This is a genomic window from Streptomyces sp. NPDC014995, assembly GCF_043080745.1.
In the GTDB taxonomy this organism is placed as follows: Bacteria; Actinomycetota; Actinomycetes; order Streptomycetales; family Streptomycetaceae; genus Streptomyces.
The window spans coordinates 69,153-86,659 of the sequence record NZ_JBIBVX010000008.1 but is presented as its reverse complement, the minus strand read 5'-3'; the positions used below and the strand labels follow the sequence as shown (position 1 = coordinate 86,659).

The window sequence follows — 17,507 nt, the reverse complement described above, 5'->3', positions numbered from 1 at the left end:
GTGCTACTCCTCCGCCTCGCACGCGACGACCAGGGCGTGGGCGGCGCGGATCGTGGAACGCAGTTCCTGCAGGTACCAGGGGGCGTCGAAGACGCGGCGCGACAGCTGCGGCGGCGTGCCGATGGTCTCGACCTCGCTGTGGAACGGCAGGCCCAGGACCCGGACGGCGTCCATGTGCTGGTACGGCGCGTAGATGTGGGTGGTGACCAGCAGCACCCGCGCGGCGTCCAGGCGGACGTCCCGGGCGAACTGGCGGTAGGTGTCCGCCGTGTTCGCGTTGCGGGCCGGGTCGCTGCTGCGTGCCGCGTACAGGCGGACCCCCGGCTTGCCCGGTCGCTCGCCGCGCAGCTCGGCCAGGCGCGGGGCCGTCCCGGGATCGCCGTCCACCGTGATGCTCCACGGGTCCGCCGAGGGGAACTCCACGTCGGCGAGGGCCCGCAGCATGCCCACCTCGGTGGTGGCGTCCGGGGCGAACTCCCGGGCGTCGGCGTGCTCGCCCTCCAGCAGGGTCCGGAAGGAGCCCATGAAGCACACCTCGTCGGCCGAGAAGGCCCCCCGGCCCAGCAGACCCGCCGCGTACTCGGCCCGGCTGCGGCAGCCGGTGGACAGCCCGCCCAGGATCAGGACCCGGTCGAAGTGGCCGCCGGTGACCGGGGCCGGCTCCACCATCCCCAACTCCTCGGCGAGCGCCAGGATCCGGTCCCCGGGCAGCGTCCCGTCGTCCTCGGCGATCGCCAGCCGGCTGCCTCCCCTGCGGCGGTCCCAGACGTCCGAGAACGCCTCCAGGCTCGCCAGCCGCTCGCGCAGGCTGCCCCGGGCCGGCCACTCGCCGTCGAACATCTCGACCAGCTCACGCAGGGCCGGCGCGGCCGCCCAGTCGCGTACCCAGGTGAGCGGATCCCGGTCGGTGCGGTGCACCAGTGCGGTCGTCGTCACGTCTCTCCCTCTCGCTGTGCGCGTGTGCCGTCCACGCGTCGCCGCGGCCGGACCGGCCGCCGACGCACAGTGTGGGCGCGTGGCCGGTGCCGGTGGGACCAACTCCCGAACAGGGGGCTGTTTTTCGGAGTAACGGCCCCCTGGTCCGCAGAACACGACGGATGATCTCGGACGGCGTGAAAGGCGCCGCCGCGCGCGGGACGGTCTCCTTCCCGCCGGCCACGAGGCCGGCCCCAGTGGAGGGAAGGACCCCCATGGACGCCCACCGCCCCGACGGCGAGCCGGCCGTGGTCTCGCTGTTCCTGATGACGCTGATGGCTGCCGTCCTGCACCGGCAGGGCTGGACCTGGGAGGAGATCTGCGCGGTGTTCGAGGCGCTCGCCACCGCCCTGACGCTGTGGCCCACCGACCGCGACGGCGGAAAGTGAGCGCCCCGAGGTTTCCGGGTGCCTCCGCCGAGCGGAGGCACCCGGACCCACGGGCCCTCGGCCCCCACGGTCGCCCCACGCCAACCCCTGCCGGCCGCCCACCGGGCGCCGGCCGTCGGCCGCGGTGAACAGGGCGATGAGGCTTTCTCTGTCTTGCGCGGCGCCGTCACGGCGCGTTCGACTGCCTGAGCCACCGGTGTCCCCCATGTGCCCCCACTCCGGGCCGATCACGGCTGCGGAGTGGCGAGAGTAGCGCCGACGGCGGGCACCGCTCCCCTCCTCGCTTCCGATGGCATATGCCGAAAAGGGAGACTTCGTCCCCCTGGTGTGCGCCGGCATCGTGCGTCACTCCCGCCGTGCAACGGGCGGCCCGTGACCGGCGAGGCGCCGGCCCCTCGGGTTCGTGGCCGGGCGCGTCGACGGGGCGTAACGTGACGGCCCATGAAGATCCTCATCAGCGCCGACATGGAGGGTGCCACCGGCGTCACCTGGCCGGCCGACGTACTGCCGGGGACACCCGAGTGGGAGCGGTGCCGCACCCTGTTCACCTCCGACGTCAACGCGGCCGTCCTCGGCTTCTTCGACGGCGGCGCCGACGAGGTCCTCGTCAACGAGGCCCACTGGACCATGCGCAACCTGCTCCTCGAACGGCTCGACGAGCGGGCGCAGATGCTCACCGGGCGGCACAAGGCGCTGTCCATGGTGGAGGGCGTCCAGCACGGCGACGTCGACGGCGTCGCGTTCGTCGGCTACCACGCCGGCGCGGGCATGGAGGGCGTCCTCGCCCACACCTACCTCGCCAACTCCGTCACCGGGGTCTGGCTGAACGACGTACGGGCGAGCGAGGGGCTGCTCAACGCGCGGGTCGTCGCCGAGTACGGGGTGCCGGTGGTGCTGGTCACCGGGGACGACGTGGCCTGCGAGGACGCGCTCGGGTACGCGCCGCAGGCGCGGAGGGTGGCGGTCAAGGACCATGTGTCGCGGTACGCGGCGGTCTGCCGGACGCCGGCCCGGACCGCCGCCGACATCCGGGCCGCGGCGACGAAGGCCGTGCCGCTGGCGGTCCGTCGGGAACCGGTGGCCGCCGGGCCGTTCACCGTCGTCGTGGAGTTCGACGCCGAGCACCTGGCCATGGCCGCGACCGTCGTCCCCGGCGTGGCGCGGACCGGGGAGCGCAGGGTCGCCTACACCAGCGGCACCATGTACGAGGGCATCCGCACGTTCAAGGCGGTCACGACGATCGTGTCGGCCGCGGTGGAGGAGCAGTATGGCTGACGCGCAGGCGAGGGACGAGGTCGTGCGGTTCACCTCCGACCTCATCCGGATCGACACCACCAACCGGGGCGGCGGGGACTGCCGGGAGCGGCCCGCCGCCGAGTACGCGGCCGAACTGCTCGCGGAGGCGGGTGTCGAGCCGACGCTCCTCGAGCGCACCCCGGGCCGTACCAACGTCGTCGCCCGCGTCGAGGGCACCGACCCGGCCGCGGACGCGCTGCTCGTCCACGGCCATCTCGACGTCGTGCCCGCCGAGGCCGCCGACTGGAGCGTGCACCCCTTCTCCGGGGAGGTGCGCGACGGCGTCGTGTGGGGGCGCGGCGCGGTCGACATGAAGAACATGGACGCGATGATCCTCGCCGTCGTCCGGGCCTGGGCCCGCCACGGCATCCGGCCCCGGCGCGACCTCGTCCTCGCCTTCACCGCCGACGAGGAGGCCAGCGCCGAGGACGGCTCCGGTTTCCTCGCCGACCGGCACGCCGCGCTGTTCGAGGGGTGCACCGAAGCCGTCGGCGAGTCCGGTGCGTACACCTTCCACGACGGCGGCGGACGCCGGATCTATCCCATCGCGGCGGGGGAGCGCGGCACCGCCTGGATCAGGCTCACCGCGCGGGGGCGGGCCGGGCACGGCTCCAAGGTCAACCGGGAGAACGCGGTGACCCGTCTCGCCGCCGCGATCGCGCGGATCGGCGAGCACGCGTGGCCGCTGCGGCTGACGCCGACCGTGCGGGCCGCGCTCACCGAACTCGCCGCGCTCCACGGCATCGACAGCGGCCTCGACGACGTCGACGCCCTGCTGGAGAAGCTCGGTCCGGCGGCGAAGCTGGTCGAGGCGACCGTCCGCAACAGCGCCAACCCGACCATGCTGGACGCCGGTTACAAGATCAACGTGATTCCGGGGGAGGCCGTCGCGTACGTCGACGGGCGGTATCTGCCGGGCTGCGAGGACGAGTTCCGCGCCACCCTCGACGAACTCACCGGACCCGACGTGGACTGGGAGTACCAGCACCGCGAAGTCGCCCTCCAGGCACCGGTGGACTCGCCCACGTTCGCCCGGATGCGGGCCGCCGTCGAGGAGTTCGCGCCCGAGGGGCACGTGGTGCCGTACTGCATGTCCGGCGGCACGGACGCCAAGCAGTTCTCGCGGCTCGGCATCACCGGCTACGGCTTCGCTCCGCTGCGGCTGCCCGAGGGCTTCGACTACCAGGCCCTCTTCCACGGCGTGGACGAACGGGTCCCCGTCGACGCCCTCCACTTCGGTGTCCACGTCCTCGACCGCTTCCTGCGGACGGCCTAGCGGGCGGCCCGGCGGACGGACGGCCCAGCGGACGGGGGAGAACGTGCGAGTCCTGCGTTACGGTTTCCGGCGCTCGGCCCTCGACGCGTGCCTCGCCGCCGCGCGTGACGGGCGGCCCGGGTACGTCGGCTGCGTCGGCGCCGGGGTCGGGTGGATCGCGCCCCGGCCCATCGGGGGCGGCCGGCGCACCCCCGTACGGCGGCGCGAGGACGGCCGGTCCGCCTCGCGCGGCGCCGGGTGCCGCCCGTCCGCCTGGCCTGCGAAGGGGAGGGGCACGGCTTCCGGCGGGCGGGGGCCCGGTGCCTGTCTGGAGGCCCGGCTCTCCCTGTACGCTCAGGCGTTCGGGCTGCGCCCGTCCGGCATCCCGACCCTGGAGCTCGTGAAGTGAAGGACCTCAGGCGCCCCGCCCGGCTCGCCCCCGGAGCCCGCGTCGCGGTCGTCGCGCCCAGCGGACCCGTCGTGGAGGAACGGCTGCAAGCCGGCCTCGACGTCCTGCGCGGCTGGGACCTCGACCCGGTGGTCGCGCCCCATGTGCTGGACCGCCACGGCGAGTTGGGTCATCTCGCGGGCACCGACGCGGACCGGGCCGCCGACCTCCAGCGGGCCTGGTGCGACCCGGCCGTCGACGCGGTGCTGTGCGCGCGGGGCGGCTACGGTGCCCAGCGCATGGTCGACCTGCTCGACTGGGAGGAGATGCGGGCGGCCGGCCCGAAGGTGTTCGTCGGCTTCAGCGACAGCACCACGCTCCACGAGGCGTTCGCCGTCCGCCTGGGCCTGGTCACGCTGTACGGGCCGGTCGCCGCCGGCGTCGACCTCAGCAAGAACGCCCGCGCCCAGGACCACTTGAGGGCCACCCTGTTCGCCCCGGAGACCGTCCGCACCCTCACCTCCTCCGGCGCCGCCCTCGCCCCGGGCCGGGCGCGGGGCGTCACCCTCGGCGGCTGCCTCACCCTGCTCGCCACCGGCCAGGGCACCCCGCACACCCGCACCGACGCCCGCGGCGGACCGCTCCTGCTGGAGGACGTGGGGGAGCAGCCGTACCGCGTCGACCGTGCGCTCACCCAGCTGCTGCGCGCCGGCCGGCTCGACGGCGTCGCGGGTGTCGCGCTCGGCTCCTGGGACCGGTGCGGACCCTACGAGGAGCTGCGCCCGGTCCTCGCCGACCGGCTCGGCGGGCTCGGTGTGCCCGTCGTCGAGGAGCTCGGCTTCGGGCACTGCGACGGTGCGCTGACCGTGCCCTTCGGGGTGAGCGCGGAACTCGACGCCGACGCGGGCACCCTCACCCTCGACGCGCCCGCCCTCAGGTGACCGCGAGGACCGCTCCGCCGGGGGAGCAGGCCCCGCCGTACGGCCGGACGGCTCCCGGGCCGCCCCGGCCGCACGGGCCGCACGGGCCCGAAGACGTCCGGGAGCGCCGGGACGGCCCGCGGCCGGGAGCCGGCGTCCGTTCGGATGGCCGTGCCGGCGCCCACCCGGATCACCGGGCCGGCGTCCGTCCCGATCACCGTGCCGGCGTCCGCCGTCCTCGTCCCGGTCCCTCGTCGTCCAGCACGCCACGGCCGTCGTCGGCGCACCGTACGGCGCCCACGTCGGGTGCTCCAGGACACGGCGCCGCCGGCCGGGTCGTACGCTGAACTGGTGCCGCACACCGCATCCCGCTACCTCGCCGAGGGCCCCCGCGTGGGCATACGCCACTTCACCTACGCGGACGGCGCCGAGTTCACCGCGCGGGTCCGCGAGAGCAAGGACCTGCACCACCCGTGGCTGTTCCCGCCGGCCACCGCCCAGGCGTACACCGCGTACGCGGGCCGGCTCATCGAGGACCCCACGAAGGCCGGGTTCCTCGTGTGCACCCTCGACGACGGGGCCATCGCCGGGTTCATCAACATCAACAACATCGTCGAGGGCGGCTTCCAGTGCGGTGCGCTGGGCTACGGCGCCTTCGCGCACGCGGCCGGGCGCGGGCTGATGCGGGAGGGGCTCGACCTGGTGGTGGGGCACGCGTTCGGGCCGATGCGGCTGCACCGGCTGGAGATCAACGTGCAGCCCGGCAACGCCGCCTCCATCGCCCTGGCCCGCGCCTGCGGGTTCCGCCTGGAGGGCTTCTCCCCGAAGATGATCCACATCGACGGGGACTGGCGGGACCACGAGCGCTGGGCGCTCACCGTGGAGATGCGGACACCCCGCCCGTCCGGCTGATCACCGTCGTGCCGAGGTCCGCGACGCCGTGGTGCGCCGCAGGCGCCCGCCCGCGCGTCGCTCCTCGGCGCAACTCGTTGGACGGCCGGCCGTACGTCGGCGAGGATGCGACGCATGCGGAGTCCCGTCGTGCTCGACGCCCCCTCCAACCTGGGCCTGCGCCCGCCCGCCCCGGGCACCGTGCCCGGCTGCCACAAGCTCGCCGGCGCCCTGCGCGAGCAGCGGATCGTGCAGCGGCTGGGCGCGGCCGAGGGCGGGGTCGTCGTACCGCCGCGTTACGACCGGGGGGACTGGCAGGAGGGCGACGGCGTCTTCAACGCGGCCGCCCTCGCCTCCTACACCCGCAAGCTGGCCGACCGGATCGAGCGGCACGTCCGCGCCGGCGACTTCCCCGTCGTCCTCGGCGGGGACTGCTCGATCGGGCTCGGCGCCTCGCTCGCCCTGCGCCGCATCGGCCGGTACGGGCTGGCCGCCGTCGACGCCTCGCCCGACTTCCGGCACCCGGGCAACTCCGACCGGATCGGCGCGGCGGGCGGCGAGGAGGTCGCGCTCGCCACCGGGCGCGGACAGGAGGACCTCACCGACCTGGAGGGGCTGCGGCCCTACCTGCGCGACGAGGACGTGCGGTTCTTCGGCATCCGCGACTGCTTCGCGGACGACCGCGCGGAACTCGTCGCCCTGAAGATGCCCGTCGTCACCGTCGGCGAGCTGCGCGAACGGGGACCGCGGGCGCTCGGCCACGCCGCCGCCCAGGCCTTCGACACCCCCGGACTCGACGGCTTCTGGGTGCACTTGGACGCCGACGTGCTCGACCCCACCGTCATGCCCGCCGTCGACAGCCCCGACCCCGACGGCCTGTTCCCCGACGAACTCGTCGCGCTGCTGGGGCCGTTGCTCTCCTCCCCGCGCTGCGCCGGCCTCAACGTCACCATCTACGACCCCGATCTGGACCCGGACGGCACGGCGGGCGCCCTCCTCGCCGACGTCGTCGTCGCCGCCCTCGGCCGCCCCTGACCGGCGCCCGCGTCACTCCTGACGGCGGTCGGCGTACTCGTACACCGAACCGTCCGGATGGCGGGCGATCAGGTTGCGGCCCACCGGCGTCGGCACCGGGCCCGCGATCACGTCCGCGCCCATTTCGGTGAGCGTCCTGTGCGCTTCGTCGACGTCCGTGACGGCGATCGTCGCCGCGACCTTGCGCAGCACCTCCAGCTCGCTCTGCGGCCCGCTCATCAGCAGGAAGCAGCCGACCGCCGCCACCTGCACACCACCGCGGCCGAACCGCAGCGCCGGGGCGCCGGCGAGCCGCTCGTAGAAGGGGACGGCGGCCTCGAGATCGTCGACACAGACACGCAGCGTGGCTCCCAGAATGTCCATGGGAGGAGCCTAGTTGGGGCGGCCGGAGAGGGAAGATCCTTCACCCGATCCCCCCGCCGCCCGGCCGCCCCGCGCACGGCGGCCCGTCGCCCACCCGGGCGTGGCGGCACGCCCACCCGCGCACGGCGGCCCGTCACCCACCCGCGCACGGCGGCGCGTGGGCTCACGCGTGACGGTCTAGCCCACGGTCCAGCCCATGGCCTTGCGGACGGCGTCGCGCGTGCGGTCGATCACGGCCGCGACGGGAGCCGCCGCCACCTCCTTGGCGGCGGTGTCCGCGCCGGGGTGCGGCCCGGTGGGCGCGAGGGCCTCGGCCGCCCGCACGGCCCGGGCCAGCGTCTCCAGCCTGCCCCGGTCCGCGACCCGGTCGAAGTGCGCGAACTCGTACCGCTCCTCGCTGTCGGCGTGCGCCAGCACGTCCTGGCGCAGCGCCGCGACCAGGTCGAGGAACTCGGGCGCGTCCGGATCCATGCCGTCGAGGCGGTCCAGCGCCCGCCTGGCCCGCCGCTCCTCCAGGATCCGGTCCTCGACGACGCGCTCGCCGTCCTCGACGGCGCCGCGCGCGAAGGGGTGGACGACCTCCTCCTCGGCGGTCTCGTGCACCGCGAGAAGACGGACCAGGTCGTGGAAGGCGCGCCTGCGCTCCTCGCCGCCGGTCCGCGCCACCTCGTCGAACAGTTCCCGGATCCGCGTGTGCTGCGCCGTGAGCAGCTCCACCACGTCGGTTCGCCGGTCCATTGACTTCTCTTCCTCGTGGGTCGGTGCGCTCGAGTGCCGGTGCGCCCGCGCGCCGGTGAACGGGCTCGACGGGTACCCCCGGGCCACCGGCCCACCCGCGTTACGCGCCCGTCACGCCGGGTACCCGGGCGCCATGGAGCGCATGGATCACCTGGAGCATCTGGACAGGCATCTGGTCGACGAGCTGGCGCAGGTGGCCCGCGAGACGATCCGTGAGGAACTGCGCGAGCAGACCCGCAAGCAGCGCCGTACGGCCATGCTGTACGCCGCGTCCGGCGCCCTCGCCCTCTACGCGGGCGCCGCCGTCGCGCTCGCCGCGGGGCTGGCGCTCGGCATCGGGCTGCCGGACTGGGCCGCCGCGCTGATCATGGCGGCGGTCCTCGGCGGGCTGGCGTACGTGCTGCGCGGCGCCGCCCGGCCGCACCGGCATCCGGCCCACCACGAGGCCGGCATGTCCGCCCGGCACGGACGGGTCGACGGCGGAACGCCGCCCGCCGGGCCGCCCGCCGGCCTCGGCATGCCGTACCCGCCGATGCCGTCCACCGCGCCCGGCGCGGGCATGACGAGGCCGGGCGAGGCGCCGCGGCCCGGCGACATCGACCCCGAGTCCCCGCACCACCGGGCGTGATGCCGGGTGGTGCGGGCGCCTTGGGGACCGGCGGCCGGCAGGGGCCGGGCCGTGGTGGTGACCGGGGCCAGCGGTGGCGTCGGCCGGGCCACGGCCCGTGCCTTCGCCGCGCGCGGCGACCGGGTCGCCCTGCTGGCCCGTGGACGTGAGGGCCTCGCCGCGGCGGCGGACGACGTGCAGCGCGCCGGCGGTGAGGCGCTCGTCGTGAGCGTCGACATGGCCGACGCCAAGGCGGTCGAGGACGCGGCGCAGAAGGTCGCCGACGCCTTCGGCCGCATCGACGTGTGGGTCAACAACGCCTTCACCGGCGTCTTCGGTCCCTTCACGGAGATCACCCCGGACGAGTTCCGCCGGGTGACCGAAGTGACGTACCTGGGCTACGTGTTCGGCACGCGCGCCGCCCTGCGGCACATGCTGCCGCGCGATCGGGGCACGATCGTGCAGGCCGGATCCGCGCTCGCCTACCGCGGGGTGCCGTTGCAGGCGGCGTACTGCGGGGCCAAGCACGCCATCCAGGGGTTCAACGAGTCGCTGCGGTGCGAACTGCTGCACTCGGGCAGCCGGGTGCGCACGACGATGGTGCAGCTGCCCGCCGTCAACACCCCTCAGTTCGACTGGGTGCTGAACCGGATGCCGGGGCGGCCCCGGCCGGTGGCACCCGTGTACCAGCCGGAAGTGGCCGCGCGGGCGATCGTGCACGCCGCCGGGCACCCGCGACGGCGGGAGTACTGGGTGGGAGCCTCGACGGCGGCGACGCTGATCGCCAACGCCGTGGCGCCCGGGTTCCTGGACCGCTACCTGGCGCGGACCGCGTTCGACTCGCAGCAGGAAGTAGGGCCCGAGGGTGCCGGGAACGGTGGTCCGGGCAATCTGTGGAGCCCCGCCGACGGCCCCCACGGGCACGACTTCGGGGCGCACGGGCGGTTCGACGAGGAGTCCCTCGCCCACGACCCGCAGGAGTGGGTCTCGCGCAACCGGGGACGGGTGGGCGCCGGGCTGCTCGCCGCGGGCGTCGGCGCGGCGGTGACCGCGGGGCTGCGCCGCCGGACCCACGGCTGAGGAACCGTCACCCGATCATCTGTCATCTGATCACCTGACGGCCGTGCGGCCGTCCTCGCGCACCGCCGCACTGCCGCCGTCCTCGCCGCGCACGGCACGGCCCGGGGCCGGCCCGCGTGCACCGCCGGACCGCCCCGCCGTGGTCGCCGCCGTGGTCGTCGAGCGCAGGGCGGGGCGGTTCCGGCGCGTCCATGCCGGTCTCACGGCAGCCGTGTCCATGCCGGTCTCACGGCAGCTGCGGCAGGACCTTCGTCCGGTAGAAGTCGAAGAAGCCCCGCTGGTCGGGGCCGATCTGGTTGACGTAGACCCGGTCGAAGCCCGCGTCGGCGAACGCCTTCAGCGCCGCCACGTGCTGGTCGACGTCGTCGCCGCACACCGTGTTCTCGCTCACCATCTCCTCGGTGACCAGCGGCTGAAGCTGCTCGAAGTGGCTCGGCGTGGGCAGGATCTGGCCCATCTCGCCGGGCAGCAGCTGGTTCGACCACAGCCGGCGGACCGTACGCACCGCCTCGTCGCGGTCGAGGCCGTAACAGACCTTCGTGCCGCCGCTGACGAGCTTCGCGCCGCCCCCGCCCTTGCGGAACTGCTCCACCATCGGCTCCTCCGGCATCATCGTGATGTAGCCGTCGCCGACGCGGGAGGCGAGCGCTGTCGCCTTGGGGCCGAAGCCGGAGATGTCGATCGGCACCGGCTCGTCGGGGACCGTGTAGAGGCGGGCGTTCTCCACCGTGTAGTGGGTGCCGTGGTGGCTGACCTCCTCGCCGGTGAACAGCCGGCGCATGACCTGGATCGCCTCCTCCAGCATCTCCAGGCGTACGCTCGCGGGCGGCCAGGCGTCACCGAGGATGTGCTCGTTGAGGGCCTCGCCCGAGCCGACGCCGAGACGGAAGCGGCCGTTCGTCATCACCGCGCTCGTCGCGGCGGCCTGTGCCACCACCGCCGGGTGCATCCGGACGGTCGGGCAGGTCACCGCCGTCTCGATGGGCAGGGACACCGCCTCGGACAGTGCGCCGATCACCGACCAGACGAACGGGCTCTGGCCCTGCGCGTCGTTCCACGGGTGGTAGTGGTCGGAGATCCACAGCGCCTGGAATCCCGCCTGTTCGGCCATCCGTGCCTGCTCGATCAGGTCCGCGGGGCCGAACTCCTCGCAGGACAGGAAGTAGCCGTACTCGGCCATGGGGTACCTCCGCTGGTGTGCCGCGGGTGGGGGTCGGTCGCGGTCCGGGTACCCGGGGCCGGGGCGGGAAACCGGCGGCCGGGTGCCCCCGCCCGCGCCCCCGCGGACGTTTGGCGGCCCTGGCCAGGGGGACGCGGAAACCCTCGTACGGCACACCCCGTACGGCACATACCGCCGGAGGCGAACCGTGAGTCGACCCCGCATCGTGATCGTCGGAGCCGGTTTCGCCGGGTACCGGACGGCCCGCACCCTGGCGCGGGCGGCCCGGGGCCGGGCCGACATCACCCTGCTGAACCCGACCGACTACTTCCTGTACCTGCCCCTGCTGCCCCAGGTGGCCGCCGGGATCCTGGAACCCCGCCGGGTGACCGTGTCCCTCTCCGGCACCCTGCCGGGGGTGCGGCTGGTGCTCGGCGAGGCCGGCCGTATCGACCTCGACGCACGCACCGTGCACTACACCGACCCGGAGGACGGACCGGGCACCCTGACCTACGACCGGCTGGTCCTCGCCGCCGGCAGCGTCAACAAGCTGCTGCCCATCCCCGGCGTCGCCGAGCACGCGCACGGCTTCCGCGGCCTGCCCGAGGCGCTCTACCTGCGCGACCACGTCACCCGCCAGGTGGAGCTCGCCGCCACCGCCGGCGACGCCGAGGAGTGCGCCGCGCGCTGTACGTTCGTGGTGGTCGGCGCCGGCTACACCGGCACCGAAGTCGCCGCGCACGGGCAGCTGTTCACCGACGCGCTGGTGCGTTCGCACCCGCTGCGCGAGGGCCTGCGGCCGCGCTGGCTGCTCCTCGACGTCGCCGAGCGCGTCCTGCCCGAACTCGACGAGCGGCTTTCGCGCACCGCCGACCAGGTGCTGCGCGAGCGGGGCGTCGACGTCCGCATGGGGACCTCCGTGAAGGAGGCCACCCGCGACGGAGTCCTGCTGACCGACGGCGAGTTCGTCGACACCCGCACCCTGGTGTGGTGCGTGGGCGTCCGGCCCGATCCGCTCGCCGAGTCCCTCGGACTGCCCATGGAACGCGGCCGGCTCGTCGTCGAGCCCACGCTCCACGTACCGGGCCGTCCCGAGGTGTTCGCCTGCGGTGACGCGGCCGCCGTGCCCGACCTGGACAAGCCCGGGCAGTACACGCCGATGACCGCGCAGCACGCCTGGCGGCAGGGCAAGGTCGCCGGGCACAACATCGCGGCCTCGCTGACCGGTGGCACGCCGCGGCCCTACCGGCACACGGACCTGGGTTTCGTCGTGGACCTCGGCGGCGTGAAGGCGGCCGCCAACCCGCTCGGCGTGCCGCTCTCCGGGCTGCCGGCCGGCGTGGTCACCCGCGGCTACCACCTCGCCGCCATGCCCGGCAACCGCGTCCGGGTCGCCGCCGACTGGCTGCTGGACGCCGTACTGCCCCGCCAGGCCGTGCAGTTGGGCCTCGTCCGATCGTGGTCGGTGCCGCTGGACACGGCGTCGCCGGAACTGGCGCGGGTCCCGGGCGGCCGGGAGCGCGGTGCCGCGGCGGGTTCCGGGCCCGGGACCGCCCTCGCGCGGGACGTGCCGGGCGGCGAGGCCGGTGAACGGGACGACGACGACACGGCGGCGGTCGTGGCGCCGACGCCCGAGGTCGCCAAGAACCCGCCGGGCTCCGAGCCCGCGAAGAAGCAGCCCGGCTCCGAGCCGGCCAAGAACCAGCGGGGTCCGGAAGCCGCGAAGAACCAGCCGGGTCCCGAGCCTGCGAAGAACCAGCCGGGTCCCGAGCCTGCGAAGAACCAGCCGGGTCCCGAGCCTGCGAAGAACCAGCCGGGTCCCGAGCCCGCGAAGAACCAGCCGGGCGCGGAGCCCGCCCCCGGCCCCGTACAGCGTTCCGACACCCTCGTGGAAGGAGACCACTGACCCGATGGACACCGCCGAACTCACCGAACTCGGCAGGCAGTTGCGCGTCGACAGCGTCCGCGCCTCCGCCGCCGCCGGCTCCGGGCACCCGACGTCCTCCATGTCCGCCGCGGACCTGATGGCCGTGCTGCTGGCGAACCACCTCCGCTACGACTTCGACCGCCCCGCCCACCCGGGCAACGACCGCTTCGTGCTGTCCAAGGGCCACGCCTCCCCCCTGCTGTACGCGGCCTACAAGGCGGCCGGCGCCATCGACGACGAGGAACTGCTCACCTTCCGCAAGCTCGGCAGCCGGCTCGAGGGGCACCCCACCCCGCAGCGGCTGCCCTGGGTGGAGACCGCCACCGGATCGCTCGGTCAGGGGCTGCCGGTGGGTGTCGGCATCGCGCTGGCCGGGAAGCGGCTGGACCGCTCCGCGGCGCGCGTCTGGGTGCTGTGCGGGGACAGCGAGCTGGCCGAGGGCTCGGTGTGGGAGGCCGCCGAACACGCGGGCCACGAGCACCTGGACAACCTCGTCGTGATCGTCGACGTCAACCGGCTCGGGCAGCGCGGCCCGACCCGGCACGGCCACGACCTCGACGCCTACGCCCGTCGCTTCCAGGCCTTCGGCTGGCACACCGTGGAGATCGACGGCCACGACGTGGACGCCGTCGACCGTGCCTACGGGGAGGCCCTGTCGACCAGGGGCCAGCCCACCGCGATCCTCGCCCGCACCCTCAAGGGCAAGGGCGTCGAAGCCGTCCAGGACCGCGAGGGCCTGCACGGCAAGCCGCTGCCGGACGCCGACGAGGCGATCGAGGAACTCGGCGGGATCAGCGACCTGCGCGTGGAGGTGCACGAGCCGCCCGCGACCCGCATGCTGCACTCCGTCCCCACCGGGCACCTCGACCTGCCCCGCTGGGACGAGGGCGACGAGATCGCCACCCGGGACGCGTTCGGCCAGGCGCTCGCCGCCCTCGGCACGGCCCGCGGCGACATCGTGGCCCTCGACGGCGAGGTCGGCGACTCCACCCGCACCGAGTTCTTCGCCAAGGAACACCCCGACCGGTTCTTCGAGTGCTACATCGCCGAGCAGCAGCTCGTCGCCGCCGCCGTGGGCCTCGCGACGCGCGGCTGGGTGCCGTACGCCTCCACGTTCGCCGCGTTCTTCACCCGCGCGTACGACTTCGTGCGGATGGCGTCGATCAGCGGGACCGGGATCAACCTGGTCGGCTCGCACGCCGGAGTGGCCATCGGACAGGACGGGCCCTCCCAGATGGGCCTGGAGGACCTCGCGATGTTCCGGGCCGTGCACGGCTCCACCGTGCTGTACCCGTGCGACGCGAACCAGACCGCACGCCTGGTCGCCGCCATGGCCGGCCTCGACGGCGTCCGCTATCTGCGCACCTCGCGCGGCGACAGCCCGGTGATCTACGGGCCCGACGAGGAGTTCCCGGTGGGCGGCAGCAAGGTGCTGCGCTCCTCCGACGGGGACCGGCTGACACTCGTCGCGGCCGGCGTCACCGTGCACGAGGCGCTGAAGGCCGCCGACGCCCTCGCCGGCGAGGGCATCCCGGTCCGGGTGATCGACCTGTACTCGGTCAAGCCCGTCGACCGGGCCACCCTGCGGCGGGCCGCCGAGGAGACCGGCTGTCTGGTGACCGTGGAGGACCACCACGAGGAGGGCGGCCTCGGCGACGCCGTCCTGGACGCCTTCGCCGACGGGCGGCCGGTGCCCCGGCTGGCGCGCCTGGCCGTACGGACGATGCCGGGCTCGGCGAGTCCGGCCGAGCAACTGCACGCGGCCGGGATCGACGCCGAGTCGATCGCCGCCGCCGCCCGGCTGCTGGTGGAGACGGCGGTGGTGCCGTGAGCGACGACGACGTCCGCACCGTGCGTGCCGGACGCCGCAGCGTCGCCGTCCACCGGCCGGACAAGGTGCTCTTCCCCGGCGGCGGCGACGGCGGCGGCGGGGGCGGCAAGGAGTACACGAAGGGCGACCTGGTCGCGTACTACCGGTCGGTGGCCGCGTTCATGCTGCCGCACCTGCGCGGCCGGCCCCTGATGCTGGAGCGGCACCCCGACGGCGTCGACGGTCCCCGGTTCATGCAGAAGAACACCCCGGAGCACTATCCGGAGTGGATCACCCGGGTCGAGGTGCCGAAGGAGGACGGCACCGTCCGCCACACCGTGTGCGAGGACTCCGCCACCCTCGCCTACCTCGCCGACCAGGCCTGCCTCACCCTGCACCGCTGGCTGTCGCGGGCCGGCCGGATCGACCGCCCGGACGTGATGATCTTCGACCTCGACCCGGCCGGCGACGACTTCGGCGCCGTCCGCCGGGCCGCCCGGTGGCTGGGCGAACTGCTCGACGAGGTCCGGCTGCCGTCGGCGCTGATGACGACCGGCTCGCGCGGCCTGCACGTCGTCGTCCCCCTCAACGGGCAGCACGACTTCGACGAGGTCCGCGCCTTCGCCCGGGACGCCGCCGAGCTGCTCGCCGCCGAGCACCCCGACCGGCTCACCACGGCCGCCCGCAAGAAGGACCGCGGCGACCGCCTCTACCTCGACGTGCAGCGCAACGCCTACGCCCAGACCGCCGTCGCGCCCTACACGGTGCGCGCCCGCCCCGGCGCGCCCGTCGCGACGCCCATCACCTGGGAACAGCTCGACGACCCCGGCCTCGGCCCCCGCCGCTGGACGATCGCCGACGCCGCCGAGCAGGCCCGCACCCGGCCGTGGTCCGGCCTGAGCGGTCGCGGCCGCGCCCTCGGGCCCGCCCGACGCCGCCTCGACGGGCTGCGTGGCTAATACACATACCGCCGGTACGCAGCCCGTCCGCCCGGCGGCGCAGACCCGTGCCCCCGTGAAGGTTTGGCCAAGGACCTTCCGGCCACCCGAAAGGAGAGGTGGCCATGGCGAACACAAACGACACATCACATTCGCAGACTTCACAGAACCCGAACGACAGGGACGAGGACGTGGCGGACGACCGGCCGACCCCCATGGAGGTGCTGCGCCAGGCGCGCAGTCAGCTCGCGGAACTGACCGGCATGGCCGCCGAGAGCGTCTCGTCCTTCGAGCAGACGGAGGACGGCTGGTCGCTGGAGATCGAGGTCATGGAGCTGGCCCGGGTGCCCGACACCATGAGCCTCATGGCGAGCTACCAGGTCGAACTCGACCCGCGGGGCCAGCTCACCGGCTACCGGCGCGTTCGCCGCTACGAACGCGGGAGGGCCGACGCACACCGGTCCGGCGGCCGTTAGGCCGCGCTCCCTCCCCTTCACCCACACCCAACACCACCACCAAGCAAAGGAGGCGCGGTCGGCATGACCGTTGTCCCGGCACAACAGACCGGCGGCGGAGGCGGCAGCAGCGGCCTCTACGACGTGCTGGAGCTCGTCCTGGACAGGGGGCTCGTCATCGACGCGTTCGTGCGGGTCTCCCTCGTCGGCATCGAGATTTTGAAGATCGACGTCCGGGTCGTCGTCGCCAGCGTCGACACCTATCTGCGCTTCGCCGAGGCGTGCAACCGCCTCGACCTGGAGGCCGGCCCGCGCAAGAGCCCGGGTCTGCCCGACATGGTCGGCGAGATCACCGAGTCCGGCGCGCGCGGCAAGTCCAAGGGCGCCCTCTCCGGCGCCGCGGAGACCATCTCCGGCGCCTTCAAGCAGGCTCGCGAGGAGAGCGAGACCGAGCGGCCGCGCACCCGTAAGGCGACCTCCTCCCGCAGGAAGGAGGAGCAGGAGTGAGCACGTACGTCTACGGCATCACCGCGCGTTCGCACGCGGCCCTCCCCGAGGGCCTCACCGGCGTCGGCGAGCCGCCCATGCCGGTGCGCGTGCTGACGGAGGGCGACCTCGCGGCGATCGTCAGCGACGCGCCCGAGAACCTGCGGCCCAAGCGCAAGGACCTGCTCGCGCACCAGAACGTCCTCAGTGAGGCCGGCGCCGACGGCTGCGTGCTGCCCATGCGGTTCGGCAGCGTCGCCCCCGACGACAAGGCCGTCACGGGGGTGCTCGCCGAGCGCGCCGAGCACTACCAGGAGCGCCTGCAAGCCCTCGACGGCAAGGTCGAGTACAACGTCAAGGCCACGCACGTAGAGGAAGCCGTGCTGCACCAGGTGATGGCCGAGAGCCCCGAGCTGCGGGCCCTCGCCGAGGCCAACCGGCAGGCCGGCGGCGGCACCTACGAGCAGCGCCTGCAACTGGGCGAGATGGTGGCCGCCGCGGTCAAGGCCCGCGAGGCCCAGGACGCGACCGAGGTCCAGCAGGCACTGGAGCCACTGGCGGCCGCCGTCAGCGTGGGCCCGGAGTCCACGGGCTGGCTGGCCAACGTGTCGTTCCTGGTGGCCCGGGACTCGGCCGCGGAGTTCGCGAACGCGGTGGAGGAGCTGCGCAAGGACCGGCCGCACCTCGACCTGCGTCTCAACGGGCCGCTGCCGCCGTACAGCTTCGTCGAGCCCGGTCCGGCACAGCCGGCGGGCACGGCGGCCGGGGAGTAGCACAGAGAACACAAGTGACGGG

Annotated in this window: 19 protein-coding genes; 15 read left to right on the top strand and 4 right to left on the bottom strand. The window is 74.3% G+C overall.

From position 1 onward, the window contains the following. Positions 1 to 3: 3 nt before the first annotated feature. Positions 4 to 936 carry a hypothetical protein gene (locus ACF1A1_RS17880; protein WP_392000839.1) on the bottom strand — a complete coding sequence of 311 codons (933 nt, stop codon included), beginning with the start codon at positions 934 to 936 and terminating at the stop codon, positions 4 to 6. A 254-nt stretch (positions 937 to 1,190) separates the two neighbouring features. On the opposite strand from ACF1A1_RS17880, the gene ACF1A1_RS17875 reads away from it, so the two are divergent. The 7 genes from ACF1A1_RS17875 to ACF1A1_RS17845 all read left to right on the top strand — a co-directional run bounded on the left by ACF1A1_RS17875 (position 1,191) and on the right by ACF1A1_RS17845 (position 7,149). Further along, the gene (locus ACF1A1_RS17875; RefSeq protein WP_392000838.1) at positions 1,191 to 1,364 is read left to right on the top strand and encodes a hypothetical protein; all 174 of its coding nucleotides are present in this window, start codon (positions 1,191 to 1,193) and stop codon (positions 1,362 to 1,364) included. Positions 1,365 to 1,805: 441 nt separating this feature from the next. Next, positions 1,806 to 2,639, top strand: coding sequence for a M55 family metallopeptidase (locus ACF1A1_RS17870; protein ID WP_392000836.1), 834 nt, complete (start codon positions 1,806 to 1,808; stop codon positions 2,637 to 2,639). Then, positions 2,632 to 3,936: a M20/M25/M40 family metallo-hydrolase gene (locus tag ACF1A1_RS17865; protein WP_392000835.1), complete on the top strand. Its 1,305-nt coding sequence runs from the start codon at positions 2,632 to 2,634 to the stop codon at positions 3,934 to 3,936. Before ACF1A1_RS17870 ends, ACF1A1_RS17865 begins: the two co-directional genes overlap by 8 nt. A 43-nt stretch (positions 3,937 to 3,979) precedes the next feature. Next, complete coding sequence (locus tag ACF1A1_RS17860; RefSeq protein WP_392001156.1) at positions 3,980 to 4,324, top strand: hypothetical protein; 345 nt, start codon at positions 3,980 to 3,982, stop codon at positions 4,322 to 4,324. Beyond that, positions 4,321 to 5,244 (top strand): LD-carboxypeptidase, encoded by a 924-nt coding sequence (locus tag ACF1A1_RS17855; protein ID WP_392000833.1) that lies wholly within the window; start codon positions 4,321 to 4,323, stop codon positions 5,242 to 5,244. The genes ACF1A1_RS17860 and ACF1A1_RS17855 overlap by 4 nt, the downstream gene beginning before the upstream one ends. Before the next feature lie 330 nt (positions 5,245 to 5,574). Then, positions 5,575 to 6,135 carry a GNAT family N-acetyltransferase gene (locus tag ACF1A1_RS17850; RefSeq protein ID WP_392000831.1) on the top strand — a complete coding sequence of 187 codons (561 nt, stop codon included), beginning with the start codon at positions 5,575 to 5,577 and terminating at the stop codon, positions 6,133 to 6,135. Positions 6,136 to 6,249: 114 nt separating this feature from the next. Continuing rightward, positions 6,250 to 7,149 (top strand): arginase family protein, encoded by a 900-nt coding sequence (locus tag ACF1A1_RS17845; protein ID WP_392000830.1) that lies wholly within the window; start codon positions 6,250 to 6,252, stop codon positions 7,147 to 7,149. A gap of 12 nt (positions 7,150 to 7,161) precedes the next feature. Here ACF1A1_RS17845 and ACF1A1_RS17840 read toward each other — a convergent pair whose 3' ends face one another. Next, the gene (locus tag ACF1A1_RS17840) at positions 7,162 to 7,512 is read right to left on the bottom strand and encodes a VOC family protein (protein WP_392000829.1); all 351 of its coding nucleotides are present in this window, start codon (positions 7,510 to 7,512) and stop codon (positions 7,162 to 7,164) included. Between the two features lie 177 nt (positions 7,513 to 7,689). Continuing rightward, a complete protein-coding gene (locus ACF1A1_RS17835; protein WP_392000828.1) occupies positions 7,690 to 8,250 on the bottom strand; it encodes a hemerythrin domain-containing protein in 561 nt (186 codons plus the stop codon). 133 nt (positions 8,251 to 8,383) lie between these two features. Between ACF1A1_RS17835 and ACF1A1_RS17830 the strand changes: the two genes are divergently transcribed. Next, complete coding sequence (locus ACF1A1_RS17830; protein ID WP_392000827.1) at positions 8,384 to 8,878, top strand: phage holin family protein; 495 nt, start codon at positions 8,384 to 8,386, stop codon at positions 8,876 to 8,878. 54 nt (positions 8,879 to 8,932) lie between these two features. Next, positions 8,933 to 9,937, top strand: a complete 1,005-nt coding sequence (locus ACF1A1_RS17825) for an SDR family oxidoreductase (RefSeq protein WP_392001126.1) — start codon at positions 8,933 to 8,935, stop codon at positions 9,935 to 9,937. Between the two features lie 226 nt (positions 9,938 to 10,163). Here ACF1A1_RS17825 and ACF1A1_RS17820 read toward each other — a convergent pair whose 3' ends face one another. Continuing rightward, positions 10,164 to 11,117, bottom strand: a complete 954-nt coding sequence (locus ACF1A1_RS17820; protein ID WP_392000825.1) for an LLM class F420-dependent oxidoreductase — start codon at positions 11,115 to 11,117, stop codon at positions 10,164 to 10,166. 187 nt (positions 11,118 to 11,304) lie between these two features. Here ACF1A1_RS17820 and ACF1A1_RS17815 point away from each other — a divergent pair, with 187 nt between their 5' ends. From ACF1A1_RS17815 to ACF1A1_RS17790, 6 genes are all read left to right on the top strand, one after another. Further along, complete coding sequence (locus ACF1A1_RS17815; RefSeq protein WP_392000824.1) at positions 11,305 to 13,002, top strand: FAD-dependent oxidoreductase; 1,698 nt, start codon at positions 11,305 to 11,307, stop codon at positions 13,000 to 13,002. 4 nt (positions 13,003 to 13,006) lie between these two features. Then, positions 13,007 to 14,854, top strand: coding sequence for a transketolase (locus tag ACF1A1_RS17810; RefSeq protein WP_392000822.1), 1,848 nt, complete (start codon positions 13,007 to 13,009; stop codon positions 14,852 to 14,854). After that, positions 14,851 to 15,792, top strand: a complete 942-nt coding sequence (gene ligD, locus ACF1A1_RS17805) for a non-homologous end-joining DNA ligase (RefSeq protein ID WP_392000821.1) — start codon at positions 14,851 to 14,853, stop codon at positions 15,790 to 15,792. The genes ACF1A1_RS17810 and ligD overlap by 4 nt, the downstream gene beginning before the upstream one ends. A gap of 104 nt (positions 15,793 to 15,896) precedes the next feature. Continuing rightward, positions 15,897 to 16,247, top strand: coding sequence for a gas vesicle protein (locus tag ACF1A1_RS17800; RefSeq protein ID WP_392000819.1), 351 nt, complete (start codon positions 15,897 to 15,899; stop codon positions 16,245 to 16,247). A 63-nt stretch (positions 16,248 to 16,310) separates the two neighbouring features. Beyond that, a complete protein-coding gene (locus ACF1A1_RS17795) occupies positions 16,311 to 16,733 on the top strand; it encodes a gas vesicle structural protein GvpA (RefSeq protein WP_392000817.1) in 423 nt (140 codons plus the stop codon). Continuing rightward, complete coding sequence (locus tag ACF1A1_RS17790; protein WP_392000816.1) at positions 16,730 to 17,485, top strand: GvpL/GvpF family gas vesicle protein; 756 nt, start codon at positions 16,730 to 16,732, stop codon at positions 17,483 to 17,485. Before ACF1A1_RS17795 ends, ACF1A1_RS17790 begins: the two co-directional genes overlap by 4 nt. Positions 17,486 to 17,507: the final 22 nt, after the last annotated feature.